The organism is Rickettsia typhi str. Wilmington (assembly GCF_000008045.1).
In the GTDB taxonomy this organism is placed as follows: Bacteria; Pseudomonadota; Alphaproteobacteria; order Rickettsiales; family Rickettsiaceae; genus Rickettsia; species Rickettsia typhi.
This window is the reverse complement of the sequence record NC_006142.1, coordinates 808,538-821,776: the sequence shown is the minus strand read 5'-3', so window position 1 is coordinate 821,776 and position 13,239 is coordinate 808,538. Positions and strand designations below refer to the sequence as shown.

The window sequence follows — 13,239 nt, the reverse complement described above, 5'->3', positions numbered from 1 at the left end:
AATAATATGTCAATGACTGATAATGTAGCAGATATGTTAACTAGAATTAGAAATGCTTATAAAAGTAAATTAATAAATGTTTCGTTTCCAAGTTCTAAAATTAAAAATTCGATTTTAGATGTGTTGCAAAAAGAAGGTTATATAAAAGATTATGTGATCACTCAAAAAAATAATATCAGTTATACTAAGGTGGCTTTAAAATACTCTATAAATGGTGAGGCTTCTATATGCGAAATTCGTAGAGTGTCAAAGCCTGGAAAAAGGGTATATTCTGCTATTAAAGATTTGAAAGGATATTATAATAATATGGGAATATATATTCTTTCTACTCCTTACGGTGTTATGTCTGATAGAGAAGCTCATATTAAAAATGTTGGTGGTGAAGTAATTTGTAAAGTATTTTAAGGTAAAAAATGTCACGTGTTGGAAAATTACCGATTACTATACCTGAAGGTGTAAAAGTTGGTTTAAATGATTTAGAAGTAAAAATATCCGGTCCTAAGGGTGAATTATCAAAAACTTTTAAAGGTAATATAGCTATTATAATGGAAGAAAATAAGCTTGTTGTAAAACCTTTAGCTGTAAACAAAAATGCACGTTCTATGTGGGGTACTGCAAGGAGCATAATATATAATATGGTCACTGGAGTTAAAGAAGGTTTTAAATTAAAGCTTGAAATTAACGGTGTCGGTTATAGGGCAATGGTAAAAGGTAAATATTTAAATTTGATGCTTGCTAAAAGCCATAATACAAAAATTGAAATACCATCAAATATTAAAATAGATCTGCCTAAGCAGAATATTATTCTTCTTGAGGGAATAGATAAAGAAAAATTAGGCCAATTTGCTTCAATTATTATAAAACAGAGACCACCTGAGCCTTATAAAGGTAAAGGAATTAAATTTGAAAATAAATTTATACAGCGTAAAGAAGGTAAGAAAAATTAAATTTAAGAGTAAAATATGCGTAGTGCTAAGTTAAAATTTGAAAAAAGGAAAAGTAGGATAAGACATAAAATATCAAGAACATCTAATAGAGTTAGATTATCGGTATTTAAATCGGGTCGACATATATATGCACAAATTATTGATGATTCTAAGTCTATAACAATTGCGTCTGCTTCAACTTTAGATAAAACAATAAAAAAAATAAAGAAATCTCATTGTAATGTTGAAAATGCTATCAAAATTGGTAGAGAAATAGCAAAAAAAGCTAATTCTGCAGGTATAAAAGAGGTAGTATTTGATAGAGGTGGGTATAAGTATCACGGTATTATAAAAGCTTTAGCTGATGCAGCTAGAGAGAAAATAACATTTTAGGTTATAGGTTGTAATAATGTCTAAAGTTAAAAAAAATGAAGAGGCTTTAAGCGAGGTTTTAGTTGATGTCAATAGAGTTACCAAGGTAGTAAAAGGTGGTAGAAGATTCGCTTTTTCTGCTTATGTAGTTGTTGGTGATAAAGCTGGAAGAGTAGGAGCTGGACACGGGAAAGCTAAAGAAGTAAATGAAGCTCGAGGAAAGGCAAAACAAGCTGCTAAAAAGCGAATGATGAAAGTCCCATTATATCAAAATAGGACTATTCATCATGATGTTGTTGGTAAAAGTGGAGCTGCTAAAGTAATTTTAAGAAGAGCTAAAGCAGGTACAGGCGTTATAGCTGGCGGGTCTATGAGAGCAATTTTTGATTCTTTAGGTGTACATGATATTGTTGCTAAATCAATAGGTTCAACTAATGTTTATGCAATGATTTCTGCAACATTTGATGCATTAAATAAGCTTGCCTCACCAAAATCTATTGCTATAAGAAGAGGTAAAAAAGTACATGAAATATCTGTCAAATCTTATATTCAAGTTAATAAATAAATTTAATGAATAAATGTTTCATAAGTAAGGCTAAGTTATGAATAATAAGGTTAATAATATAAAAATTACTCAAATTAAAAGTGCTATAGGCTGTAAGTATGATCAAAGATTAACATTAATTGGGCTTGGTTTAAATAAAATTAATAAGAGCGTTATTCTTGAAAATACTAATTCAATCAAAGGAATGGTTAAAAAAGTAAAACATTTATTAGAAATAAAAAATATGTAATTAGAGTTTTTAAATGAAATTAAATGAATTATATAATAATATAGGTGCTAAAAAAAATAAGAAAAGAATAGCACGCGGTATTGGTAGTGGTAAAGGTAAAACTGCTGGTAGAGGAATTAAAGGTCAAAAATCTAGATCTGGTGTTGCAATAAAAGGTTTTGAAGGTGGTCAAACACCTATGATTAAAAGGTTACCTAAAAGAGGATTTAAGTGTATTTCAACTAAAAAATATAATATAATAAATATTTACAATATTGAAAAAGCATTGACCGATGGTCGTTTAAGTACTAATAATATTATTACTAAAGAAAAGTTAATAGAAATTGGTTTAATTAATAATAAAAATTTAGTAAAGTTATTATCTATTTGTAGTGATGATTTTGCTTCTCCTTTATCATTAAAATTAGATGCTTATTCTTCTAAAGCGAAGTATTTAATTGAGAAAGCAGGTGGACAATTATTATAATAATATGGGGCAAAATTTTTCTAAAAAATCCAGTAATGATTTAGTTAGTCGCATTATTTTTACTATTTTTATGCTAATCATATGTAGAATTGGATCTTTTATACCTATACCAGGTATAGATTCAATTGCTTTAAATAGTGTGGCTGAAAAGAATCAATTTGGAATACTCGGAATGTTCAATATGCTATCTGGTGGGTCGCTAGGTAGAATGTCTATTTTTGCTTTAGCAATTATGCCATATATTACCGCATCAATTATTATCCAATTAATGTCGGTTGCATATAAACCTTTAGAAAATTTAAAAAAAGAAGGAGAATCTGGTAAACGAAAAATAAATCAGTTATCGAGGTATTTAACAGTTCTGCTTGCTTCTTTCCAGGCTTATGGTGTTGCTCTAAGTTTAGAGTCGATGGTTACAAATACAGGTCCTGTAGTAATTTTAGCTGGGTTTTTCTTTAGAGTTACAACTGTGATTACTTTGGTTGTAGGTACAATGCTATTGATGTGGTTAGGTGAACAAATTACACAACGTGGAATAGGTAATGGTACATCTCTAATTATATTTATAGGTATTATTTCTGGAGTACCTAGTGCTATTATTAGTATGTTTGAATTATCAAGAAAAGGAGCATTGTCGCCTTTAATAGCAATAACTGTTTGTATCGGAGTAGTTTTATTAATCGCTATAATTATTTTCTTTGAAAAAGCACAAAGAAAATTATTAGTTCAGTATCCTAAAAGACAAGTAGGCAATAAAATTTATGGAGGAGAAGCAACTCATATGCCTCTGAAATTAAATACTTCTGGTGTAATACCACCAATATTTGCTAGTTCAATTTTACTATTTCCTACTACACTTGCTAATTTTTCTAATAGTAATTCAGAAACTATGAGTATGCTTTCTTATTACTTAGGGCATGGAAAACCAGTATATATTTTATTATATGTAGTACTAATTATGTTTTTTAGTTTTTTTTATACTGCAATTGTATTTAATTCTGAAGAAACTGCTAATAATTTAAGAAAATATGGTGCTTATATTCCTGGTAAAAGGCCCGGGAAAAATACATCTGATTATTTTGATTATATACTTACAAGACTTACAGTGATAGGTGGGCTATATTTAAGTATAATATGTGTAATTCCGGAGCTATTAATGAATAAATATGTAATTTCTCTTTCTTTAGGAGGTACAAGTTTTTTAATTGTAGTGAATGTGGTACTTGACACTATGACTCAAATTCAAACTTACTTATTTAGTAGTAAGTATGAAGGTTTAATGAAGAAAATAAAATTAAAAAATTAAAAATGAGCTTAAATAGTGATAGTAATTTTTTTAGGTCCTCCAGGAGCTGGAAAGGGAACACAGGGCAAAAAGATAGCTAAAAAAATTGATTTACCACATATAGCAGTTGGTGATATATTTAGAACAATTATTAAAACATCAACTAGTGAAGCAGAATTAATTAATAATTATGTTAAACAAGGGGCGCTAATCCCTAATGAAATAGTTAATCAAGTAATCAAAATTTTTTTATTATCCTCTCAATATAAAAATGGCTATATATTAGATGGATATCCACGTAATTTAGAGCAAGCAAGATTTTTTGAATCATTTATAAAAAAAGCACAAATTAAAATAATATATTTTGATGTTGCGGATGAATTATTAATTAAAAGAGTCTTGGGAAGATATAGTTGCAAAAATTGTGGTAAAATATATAATGTCCATTTCTTGCAGCCTAAAACTGATTATGTATGTGATGTCTGCAGTTCTAATGTATTTGACTATAGGAGAGACGATAATGAGGAAGTAATAAAAAAAAGAATTGAAGTATATAAAACTGAAACATATCCATTAATAGATTATTATAAAAATAGTGGTAATTTTTATATAGTTAATGCAAGTAAAGATGAACAAGAAATAGAAAATGATATACAGAAAATACTAAAAATAAATTGACTTCATTAAAGATTTTTATATTATTTTCTAGTTATTAGTAAAATTTGGAGATTATTTGTGGCAAGAATTGCAAGTGTTAATATTCCTGATAATAAACGTTTAGTTGTGAGTTTAACTTACATTTATGGTCTTGGTTCAACTATGGCAGCAGAGATTTGTAATAAAGCAAAAATATCGAGAGATAAAAAGGTTAAAGTACTTACTGATCAAGAGTTAATACGCTTACGTAATATTATTGAAAATGAGTATAAAGTTGAGGGTGATTTAAGGCGAGAAGTTACGCTGAATATTAAAAAGAAGAAAGATATAAGATGTTATCAAGGGCTTAGGCATATACGTAAATTGCCTGTTAGGGGGCAGAATACGCATTCTAATGCTCGCACTAGAAAAGGTAAAGCTATTGCGATAGCTGGAAAGAAAAAAACTGTTAAATAATAGTTTAAGTATAGAGTATAAATAAATGAATCAGACTATTAAAGTTAAAAAAAAGAAAAAAACTATTACTCTTGGTGTTGTACATATCCGAGCGTCATTTAATAATACTATAGTAACATTTACTGATATCCAAGGTAATACTATTTCTTCTGCATCAGCAGGTGGCAATGGTTTTAAGGGGGCAAGAAAGGCAACTCCTTATGCAGCTCAAGTCACAATTGATAAAGCATCTGAAAAAGCAAAAGAATGTGGTTTAAAAACTATTTCTATTAGGATTGGCGGTCCTGGAGCACAGCGAGAATCAGCAATGCGTGCTTTATTTGGGCAAAATTTTGTAGTTACATCAATTTTAGATGTATCGTCTATTGCTCATAATGGAGTAAGACCGCCAAAAAGAAGAAGAGTATAAGAGAATCATAGGTATTAAATGTTATCATTAAGTAAAAATTGGAATACTTTAATTAAGCCGAATAGAGTCACGTATGAAAATTTCCCTGAAACAAATAATAAAGCTAAAATTATAGTTGAGCCTTTAGAAAGAGGTTTTGGTTTAACTCTTGGTAATGCTATGAGAAGAGTATTACTATCTTCTTTACAAGGAGCTGCTATTACTTCTATAAAGATTCCTGCTATAGAGCACGAATTTTCTTCTATACCTGGTGTACAAGAAGATGTATCAGAAGTGATTTTAAACATTAAGGGTATTGAAGTAAAAATGCATGTTTCGGAAAAACGTATCATGAAATTAAAAGCAACAGGACCTTGTGTTGTAACAGCAGGTATGATTGATACAGGGCATGATGTAGAAATACTGAATCCAAATCATGTAATTTGTAATTTAGCTAAGAATAAGCAGCTTGAAATGGAATTAACATGTAAAGTTGGTAAAGGGTATGTACTTAGCACAAATAGCTATGAGGATAACTTACCTATTGGTGAAATCGCTATAGATGCTTTATTTAACCCAGTAAAGAGTGTTACTTATAAGGTTGAAAATACTAGGGTTGGTCAAGTTACTGACTATGATAAGTTAATTATATTTGTAGAAACTAATGGTGATGTATTACCTGAAATGGCTGTAGGGTTAGCGGCTCGTATTTTACAAGAGCAATTACAATTATTTATTGCTTTTGAAGAGCAAGAAGAAGATAAGCAAGTAAAAACTGATTCTTTACCATTTTCGCCATATTTACTTAAGAGAGTTGATGAATTGGAATTATCAGTGAGATCTGCAAATTGTTTAAAGAATGATAATATAATATATATAGGAGATCTAGTAAAAAGAACGGAATCTGATATGTTGAGAACTCCAAATTTTGGTAGAAAATCTTTAAATGAGATTAAAGAAATATTGGCAAAGTTTAATTTAAGGTTCGGTATGGATGTGCCAGATTGGCCACCGGAAAATATTCAAGAATTATCTAAACGTTATGAAGATTCTTATAATTAAGGACTAATAAAAATGCGACATAGAATTAAAGGTAGAAGGTTAAATGTAACGAGTAGTCATAGGCAATCAATGCTTGCTAATATGGCTGTGGCACTTGTAATGCATGAGCAAATTAAAACTACTCTACCAAAAGCTAAGGAATTAAGACCTTACATTGAAGCTATAATTACTAAAGCTAAAAAAGCTGATTTAACAGTGAGAAGAAGCGTTTTATCAAAAATAAAAGATAAAAAAGCAGTAGAAAAGATTATAAATATTTTAGGTGTCCGATATAAAGATAGACCTGGAGGTTATACTAGAATAGTAAAGTCTGGATTCCGTTATGGTGATTTAGCACCGATAGCGTATATTGAATTTGTAGATAGAGATATTAATGCTAAAGGTAAAAAAATGTATCAGGATGCTAGTGAAGAAATTAAAAATTAAAATATAAATGGACTAGGTAATGGCTAATCATTCTTCAGCAAAAAAAGTTGTTAGACAAACAATAAAAAGAACGCTAATTAATAAAAAAAGATCTAGTGCAATAAAAACTTTTATAAAAAAAGTTATGTATGAGATCAGTCGTGGTAATAAAGAAGATGCCAATCTAGCTTTATCTGTTGCGCAGTCTAAGATAATGCAAGGTGTAAAAAAAAATATAATTAAATTAAATACTGCTTCAAGAAAAATTAGTAGATTATCAAGACAAATAAAAAATTTGCACAAAAGTGAATAATTTTTATTTAATTTGATATTAAAATTTACATTTATAAATTATCAATAATTTTTACTAAAAACAAACATGGGCGATTAGCTCAGTTGGTAGAGTATCTCGTTTACACCGAGAATGTCGGCGGTTCAAGTCCGTCATCGCCCACCAATTGAAAATTTTTAGTATATCAATGGACACATCATTCAATGTATAAAGCTTAAACTCAAGCTTCTCAAGCTTAGAAATAGTTCAATCTATTAAATAAATAGTATTTTTGCATAGTGGTATTTTAAACTAAGTACTATTAGTTAGTAATTTAATGTCATTATAAGAAAATGATAAAGTAATTAATGAGATAATTTGTAATCCTAGAGTTGTAGCAAATTTAATCTCAATTTAATCATGAATTAGTATTGATAGAGGGAAATATATAATATAAACAGACTAAAAGTTATTGTATTATTAAAAAATTCATATATAAAAAATACAAAGTTATTTACTAATTATTATGTCCATTATGTCCAATACATCTAAGTTAGAAAATCATTATAATAAGTTGTTAAAAGATATCATGCTTAAAACATTAGAGCAGAATAAAACTGTAGAAACCTATTTAATACAACAAGATTTTAGTAGTGCTTTAGATGAACTCCAACAAATAAACGAAAAGCTTGCAGAATATTGTAAAGTTTTTACATTGCTTGAAATCATTAAAACTGAACTAGATGAAGAAGATAAAGTATATAACTAATTTTAAATGTTAATCTAGAATCGCTTATTGTATTAAGTAACTAGAATTAAAAAAAGTATTGGTAAGTATATGCTTTATATTAATATTTATGTACTAAATAGAAGAAATTGTTACTAATTAAGTTTGAGTTAAATGTTAGTGTGATTAATAAGTAAAAAATTTGTCTGTATTACTGATATATATACACTTATAAGCAAAATAACTCAACATTAGTTATGTTAATGAAAATAGTATGATATTTTCAGTGTTAAAGCAATCTAAGTTAGCATACACCACACAAATATAAATGTTACAATAGGCAAGAGTTTAGTAATTTAGATACTTTTCATTAAATATAATCCTGTTATTACGATTGTTTATATAGATATAGATGACATACATGGTACTCTATAATTGTGCCTATTAAAACGCAATGCATATGACTTACTTTTGCATAAGGAGAAATAGCCATCATCATATAAGAAAAGGAAATTTTAATAGTAGTATCATGATTTTATATTGCTAACATATATTATCTTATATCAAACCTAGTATATTGAGATATTTGCTCTCGAAATAAAAGTATAGAGCAAAAAGAAAAAGATAAAATACGTTAACTAATATCCTATTTCAGCAATCACAGTGTATCGCGTACACAAAATTAAAATACTCTCACAAAGTTCATACAGATTGTAAGCCTATAGTATGTTTTTGTGACCTATTGATTTTTTTATATTCCTAATCATATTTTGTTCTTATAGTTATTTAAAACTTCTTTTACTAATGAAATTGTTATTTTTCTTTTAGAAATTAAAGCAAAATAGTTAATATTTTCTAATATTTCTATGATTTTAGAATATTCCCTAGGCAAATTTACTAAAAGCAAATCTATTATTTGTCTTGATATTGTTACTGAAGAAATGGAAAAATGCTTAAATATTAAGATTTTAATTAATTCATCGTCAGGTGAATTTAATAAAATACTCAGTACTGATTTGATACGTGAAGATAAATCTGGTAAAGTAAAATTATCATTTTTATCTGATGAGGTAAGTAAAAGATATTTTTGTTTTTCATTAATAATATTAAATATGTGAAGCAATGCTGGTTCTTGCCAGCTTTCAATGTCTTCAATAATAAAAGTATTATTCTTTTCTAGAATTTCTTCATTTAAAAAAATATCTTTAATAATATATGCATTGCTTAAATTTTGCCAGATTTTGGTTAAATAAGTTTTACCTGATGAAGAAGGTCCTTTAATTAATAAAGTAAATTTATAAGGATTTACGCCAAAGCAACACTGCCAATTTTTTATAATATTATAAGCTTGAGCATTAGAACTAGACACGATAAATTCATCAGGATGATATTTATTAGAAGTAGTAAAACGAAATATATATTGCTGCACTATATAAGAATTTTTTAGACGTCTGTTCTATAGAACTTACTAGATTTATAAAATTTAATGAGATTCAAGAGTAAAATCTTTGTAATGCCTGCAATTGGTATAGCAAAAAATATTCCAATAATTCCAAATAAACTGCCGCAAGCAAAAATCGCGAATATAATCCAAAGAGGATGTAAACCTATTTTATCTCCGATAATTTTAGGGGTTAAAATATAAGATTCACCAATATTCCCAATTAGATAAATTATCATTATATATAGTAATTTGCTAGTGATGCCAAAAGTTAAATAGCCAATAATTAGAGTTAAAAGAAATGATATAAAAGTACCAAGGAAAGGAATAATAACTAAAAATCCTGTTAAAATACCAAGTAAAAGAGCAAGATCAAGACCTATTACGGTAAATGCAATGCTATAGTAAGTAGATAATAATAAGCAAATATTTAGTTGTCCCCTTATGTAAGAAGATAATAAATTATTAATTGCCGATAATATTTCTAGGATTTTTGGTCTCGTTTTTATAGGTAATAATGATTTCATATTTGCAATAATTTTATTCCAATCACGTAGGAAATAGAATAATATTATAGGTATAAGTAAAAATAAAACAAATATGTTAATCGTAATAATGGTGTAACGCCAAAAATTATTAGCAATACTGCCAAGTATAGTAAATATACTATTTATAAAATTACTCAAAGAATGCTTGATTTTATCAGCGATATCAGGTTCAATTGAATAAATTTTTTCCATGATTGGAGGTAATATTTCTGATTGTAAATAATCTTTATATTTTGGGATATTATTGATCAAAGTAAAAATTTGTCCATAAATTATTGGGACTAAGATAGTGAATATTAAGAAAAATATGCTTAAAAATATCAGATACATTATGCTTGATGCAAATTTATTTGATATTTCAAGTTTTGATTCAATAAAATATATAGCAGGTTGTAGTAAGTAAGATATTATAAATGCAATAAAAAATGGTTTTATTGTGTCTGGAATTAGCATAAAACTGCTTATAGACAGCGTCAAGAAAACTAGCAAAAATACAGCGGTTCTATTCATATTATTCTTCTCATTTTCTATATAAAAGATCAACTTCAAAAAGTGCCAAGAGTTTACAATACAAGGCATGCGATATACTTGTTAATACATGGGTACTTCAGTTTTTGTAGAACTAAAACACAAATTCTTGAAGTTCTATCTTAGTATTAAGGTTTTTTAACTACTTGTACTGTAGCAGGTCGAAGTAATCTGTCCCTAATTTTATACCCTGATTGCATTAAAGTAATAATACTATTTGGTTTATGATCAGGATGCTCTATATGGGAAATTGCATTATGTACATTATAGTCGAACATTGAACCTATTTCTGGCTTGATTTCTTCAATATGATGCTTATGAAAGATTTTATCTAGCTCATCTTTAGTCATCTGCACACCGGAAATAATATTCGTGACTTCTACATCAGCATTGGATGGTTTATGTGCTAATGCTCTTGAAAGATTATCACTAACATTTAGTAATTCTTTAGCAAATGTCGCAATTGCGTAATCTTTTGCTTCGTCACGTGCTTTTTCTAACCGCTTTCTTGTATTATCTATTTCTGCAGTAGTCCTAATGAGCTTATCTTGTAGCTCTTTAATCTCGGCTTTTAAGAGTGCTATTTCTTCGTTTGCTACTACTTGAGTTTCTATGTTAAGATTTTCTTCTTCTATATTATTGTTTTCTATATTATCGTCTTTCATAATATTTTATATTAGTGTTCTTTTTTAAGATATATATAGATATAATAAAATTTTTTTCAACGGTATAATCGTTTAATTTGAAAAATTTGCTACATTATTTTATTTTTATTCCTTGCTTACTAAATATGTATGTTGCGATCAATAAACAATTTTGCTCTTTTTCAAATTTCCCTTCGTGTACCGATTCTTTAATATTAGGAGTATAAATTATATTATGAGACAGTCAGGAAGAAAAAGCAATCAATTACGCCCTATTTCATTAGAATTATCTCCTCTTATTCATGCAGAAGGGTCATGCCTTATTAAAATCGGTAATACGCATGTGATGTGTAGTGCTACTTGTGAAACTACTGTACCGCCATTCTTAAGAGGGCAAAATCGAGGATGGATTACTGCTGAATATGGTATGATTCCAGGTTCTACATCAAACCGTATAAAAAGAGAAGTGGCACTCGGGAAACAGGGTGGCAGAACTCAAGAGATACAGCGTTTGATAGGTAGGGTGATGCGATGTGTAATTAACTTGCAAAAACTCGGTGAGAGGCAAATTATCATAGATTGTGATGTTATTAATGCTGATGGTGGTACTAGAACTTCAGCAATAACAGGAAGCTACATAGCATTGCATCTAGCTATTAGATTGTTGATGAAAAAGAGGATTTTAAAAGTAAACACGTTAATTAGTCAAATTGCAGCTATTTCTTGCGGTATATATAGGTAAAATGTAGTTCTAGATTTAGATTCTTTAGAAGATAGTGATGCGGAAGTTGATAGTAATTTTGTGTTGGCATGTAATGGCAATTTAATTGAAGTACAAGGGACTGCAGAGAAAGAACCGTTTTCTGAAGAGCAGTTTTTAGCAATGTTAAAACTTGCTAAAAGTGGAGTTGTAGAATTATTTAAATTGCAAAATCAAGTGCTGATCGCGGCTGAATAATATGGTTTTTCATTTCCAAATTGTAAAAATATGTTATACATTACATTTTAACACTGGATTACTTAGTCAATATTGTATACTTCTCTTAGAGTAAGACTACTACTTGGTCTTAAGATTACTGATCACTACCTATTTTCAAAACGTGATGTATTGATTAGCTACAATTATCATTTGATTTTAATATTTCTACTGTTTTGTACAAGGAGTATCTTTATATTTAATATGTATTTTAAATTTTCAAATTATTACCAAAAATTTCATTCTTCAAAAATCTCATTTTTTGCTCAGTTTATAATTTAGTATACTTAAAATTTTTGAAAAGTAATTATTCTTATATACTGATCTTATTTAGTGAATGGTTATTTGTATATATGCAGATGCTACTGTAATCAAGTCTCATAATGAAATATGTGCAATCGCTTCACAAAACAATGCAACATATGAGATTGTAGCTCTAAGAGCTAAGTATTATAAGTATTTTCAATTAAAAATGCTAGTAGAGCTTTACTTATTTATAAAGTTTTAGTGCCATTATATGAAGAATTAAGTAAGTGAATGTCACTAAAATATTGCATTAATTCATTACCTACAAAATAAGCTATAAATTATCATCGATATGATAATTATCTAATAATTAATCCTAATATAATATTGTCTTAGTTTAATAAGATACTTGTCCTAAAAAGTAACCAAGTACTAAACCAATGTTCATCATTATATTCTAGTAGAATATAATGATGAATGATAAACATAAACCTTAATATTTAAAGTCTTAATAAAACTTTTTTCTAGAATATGCTTGTCTTTAAGCTAAGCTCAATCTCAATCACAATGAGAATATTTTTCCAATATTAGTTATAGTTTAAATATATCTGGCAAGAAATTAAGTTTGCTAAAACTGTTTACCAAACGGATATATTAGATAATCTTTGTAGATGTGATGCTTATATTAATGTCATAGAAGGTGCAGCACTTTGATATGATTTACTCATATAACTATAATAATCATTTATTCTTGATTCCGATATCATGGAAGAAATACTGAATCATTGATATAATTTGCTAACGATCACATTGGATTAATGTAAACATTTTTTATATTTAAAGTATAATCAATATTATTATTTTAATAATTTAAATTTGTATTGGTTCATACTACCAATTATTGCAGTATGTACTTTCCTTGTATTATTGTTAGGAATCCAATAATTAATTATATGATTTATTAATGGTATTTCTCGGTTTTATATCTTTATGAGTAATAATCTGTATATATAAGTAATTAAAAGTTAGAAAGTAAAATTGCAAAAT

17 protein-coding genes, 1 tRNA gene and 1 pseudogene are annotated in these 13,239 nt (G+C 27.9%); 16 read left to right on the top strand and 3 right to left on the bottom strand.

The features are described 5' to 3' along the window. Positions 1–6: 6 nt before the first annotated feature. From rpsH to RT_RS03080, 15 genes are all read left to right on the top strand, one after another. The gene (rpsH, locus tag RT_RS03150; protein ID WP_011191079.1) at positions 7–405 is read left to right on the top strand and encodes a 30S ribosomal protein S8; all 399 of its coding nucleotides are present in this window, start codon (positions 7–9) and stop codon (positions 403–405) included. An 8-nt stretch (positions 406–413) separates the two neighbouring features. Then, entirely contained in the window at positions 414–947 is a 534-nt protein-coding gene (gene rplF / locus RT_RS03145; protein ID WP_011191078.1) for a 50S ribosomal protein L6, read from the top strand. Between the two features lie 15 nt (positions 948–962). After that, complete coding sequence (gene rplR, locus RT_RS03140; RefSeq protein WP_011191077.1) at positions 963–1,319, top strand: 50S ribosomal protein L18; 357 nt, start codon at positions 963–965, stop codon at positions 1,317–1,319. A gap of 16 nt (positions 1,320–1,335) precedes the next feature. Next, on the top strand, positions 1,336–1,863 hold the full coding sequence (rpsE, locus tag RT_RS03135; protein WP_011191076.1) for a 30S ribosomal protein S5: 528 nt from the start codon (positions 1,336–1,338) through the stop codon (positions 1,861–1,863). Between the two features lie 37 nt (positions 1,864–1,900). Further along, positions 1,901–2,092: a 50S ribosomal protein L30 gene (gene rpmD, locus RT_RS03130; RefSeq protein ID WP_011191075.1), complete on the top strand. Its 192-nt coding sequence runs from the start codon at positions 1,901–1,903 to the stop codon at positions 2,090–2,092. A gap of 13 nt (positions 2,093–2,105) precedes the next feature. Continuing rightward, a complete protein-coding gene (gene rplO / locus RT_RS03125; protein WP_011191074.1) occupies positions 2,106–2,558 on the top strand; it encodes a 50S ribosomal protein L15 in 453 nt (150 codons plus the stop codon). A 4-nt stretch (positions 2,559–2,562) separates the two neighbouring features. After that, positions 2,563–3,864 carry a preprotein translocase subunit SecY gene (gene secY, locus RT_RS03120; protein ID WP_011191073.1) on the top strand — a complete coding sequence of 434 codons (1,302 nt, stop codon included), beginning with the start codon at positions 2,563–2,565 and terminating at the stop codon, positions 3,862–3,864. Positions 3,865–3,879: 15 nt separating this feature from the next. Further along, positions 3,880–4,521, top strand: a complete 642-nt coding sequence (locus tag RT_RS03115; RefSeq protein WP_011191072.1) for an adenylate kinase — start codon at positions 3,880–3,882, stop codon at positions 4,519–4,521. Positions 4,522–4,578: 57 nt separating this feature from the next. Further along, the gene (rpsM, locus tag RT_RS03110) at positions 4,579–4,956 is read left to right on the top strand and encodes a 30S ribosomal protein S13 (RefSeq protein WP_011191071.1); all 378 of its coding nucleotides are present in this window, start codon (positions 4,579–4,581) and stop codon (positions 4,954–4,956) included. A gap of 25 nt (positions 4,957–4,981) precedes the next feature. Beyond that, complete coding sequence (gene rpsK / locus RT_RS03105) at positions 4,982–5,365, top strand: 30S ribosomal protein S11 (RefSeq protein WP_004596242.1); 384 nt, start codon at positions 4,982–4,984, stop codon at positions 5,363–5,365. 18 nt (positions 5,366–5,383) lie between these two features. Next, complete coding sequence (locus RT_RS03100; protein ID WP_011191070.1) at positions 5,384–6,406, top strand: DNA-directed RNA polymerase subunit alpha; 1,023 nt, start codon at positions 5,384–5,386, stop codon at positions 6,404–6,406. A gap of 12 nt (positions 6,407–6,418) precedes the next feature. Beyond that, positions 6,419–6,832 (top strand): 50S ribosomal protein L17, encoded by a 414-nt coding sequence (gene rplQ / locus RT_RS03095; RefSeq protein ID WP_011191069.1) that lies wholly within the window; start codon positions 6,419–6,421, stop codon positions 6,830–6,832. Positions 6,833–6,851: 19 nt separating this feature from the next. Beyond that, entirely contained in the window at positions 6,852–7,124 is a 273-nt protein-coding gene (gene rpsT, locus RT_RS03090; RefSeq protein ID WP_011191068.1) for a 30S ribosomal protein S20, read from the top strand. Positions 7,125–7,192: 68 nt separating this feature from the next. Continuing rightward, positions 7,193–7,268 (top strand) — tRNA-Val (locus RT_RS03085). Positions 7,269–7,617: 349 nt separating this feature from the next. After that, entirely contained in the window at positions 7,618–7,851 is a 234-nt protein-coding gene (locus RT_RS03080; RefSeq protein WP_011191067.1) for a hypothetical protein, read from the top strand. Positions 7,852–8,572: 721 nt separating this feature from the next. On the opposite strand, the gene RT_RS03075 is transcribed toward RT_RS03080, so the two are convergent. The 3 genes from RT_RS03075 to grpE form a co-directional block, all read right to left on the bottom strand. Then, complete coding sequence (locus tag RT_RS03075; protein WP_011191066.1) at positions 8,573–9,238, bottom strand: HdaA/DnaA family protein; 666 nt, start codon at positions 9,236–9,238, stop codon at positions 8,573–8,575. Positions 9,239–9,252: 14 nt separating this feature from the next. Next, on the bottom strand, positions 9,253–10,308 hold the full coding sequence (locus RT_RS03070; RefSeq protein WP_011191065.1) for an AI-2E family transporter: 1,056 nt from the start codon (positions 10,306–10,308) through the stop codon (positions 9,253–9,255). A 146-nt stretch (positions 10,309–10,454) separates the two neighbouring features. Beyond that, complete coding sequence (gene grpE, locus RT_RS03065; protein WP_011191064.1) at positions 10,455–10,991, bottom strand: nucleotide exchange factor GrpE; 537 nt, start codon at positions 10,989–10,991, stop codon at positions 10,455–10,457. A gap of 214 nt (positions 10,992–11,205) precedes the next feature. Between grpE and rph the strand changes: the two are divergent. Next, positions 11,206–11,928 (top strand): annotated as a pseudogene (rph, locus tag RT_RS03060) (ribonuclease PH). Positions 11,929–13,239 lie beyond the last annotated feature (1,311 nt).

Excerpts from the sequence above, each read along its gene's own strand:
- RT_RS03080 (WP_011191067.1), top strand. The coding sequence starts at position 7,618 with ATGTCCAATACATCTAAGTTAGAAAATCATTATAATAAGTTGTTAAAA.
- rpmD (WP_011191075.1), top strand. The coding sequence starts at position 1,901 with ATGAATAATAAGGTTAATAATATAAAAATTACTCAAATTAAAAGTGCT.
- RT_RS03070 (WP_011191065.1), bottom strand. The coding sequence starts at position 10,308 with ATGAATAGAACCGCTGTATTTTTGCTAGTTTTCTTGACGCTGTCTATA.
- rplO (WP_011191074.1), top strand. The coding sequence starts at position 2,106 with ATGAAATTAAATGAATTATATAATAATATAGGTGCTAAAAAAAATAAG.
- rpsE (WP_011191076.1), top strand. The coding sequence starts at position 1,336 with ATGTCTAAAGTTAAAAAAAATGAAGAGGCTTTAAGCGAGGTTTTAGTT.
- RT_RS03100 (WP_011191070.1), top strand. The coding sequence starts at position 5,384 with ATGTTATCATTAAGTAAAAATTGGAATACTTTAATTAAGCCGAATAGA.
- rpsK (WP_004596242.1), top strand. The coding sequence starts at position 4,982 with ATGAATCAGACTATTAAAGTTAAAAAAAAGAAAAAAACTATTACTCTT.
- grpE (WP_011191064.1), bottom strand. The coding sequence starts at position 10,991 with ATGAAAGACGATAATATAGAAAACAATAATATAGAAGAAGAAAATCTT.
- secY (WP_011191073.1), top strand. The coding sequence starts at position 2,563 with ATGGGGCAAAATTTTTCTAAAAAATCCAGTAATGATTTAGTTAGTCGC.
- rpsT (WP_011191068.1), top strand. The coding sequence starts at position 6,852 with ATGGCTAATCATTCTTCAGCAAAAAAAGTTGTTAGACAAACAATAAAA.
- rplR (WP_011191077.1), top strand. The coding sequence starts at position 963 with ATGCGTAGTGCTAAGTTAAAATTTGAAAAAAGGAAAAGTAGGATAAGA.
- rpsH (WP_011191079.1), top strand. The coding sequence starts at position 7 with ATGTCAATGACTGATAATGTAGCAGATATGTTAACTAGAATTAGAAAT.
- rplQ (WP_011191069.1), top strand. The coding sequence starts at position 6,419 with ATGCGACATAGAATTAAAGGTAGAAGGTTAAATGTAACGAGTAGTCAT.
- rplF (WP_011191078.1), top strand. The coding sequence starts at position 414 with ATGTCACGTGTTGGAAAATTACCGATTACTATACCTGAAGGTGTAAAA.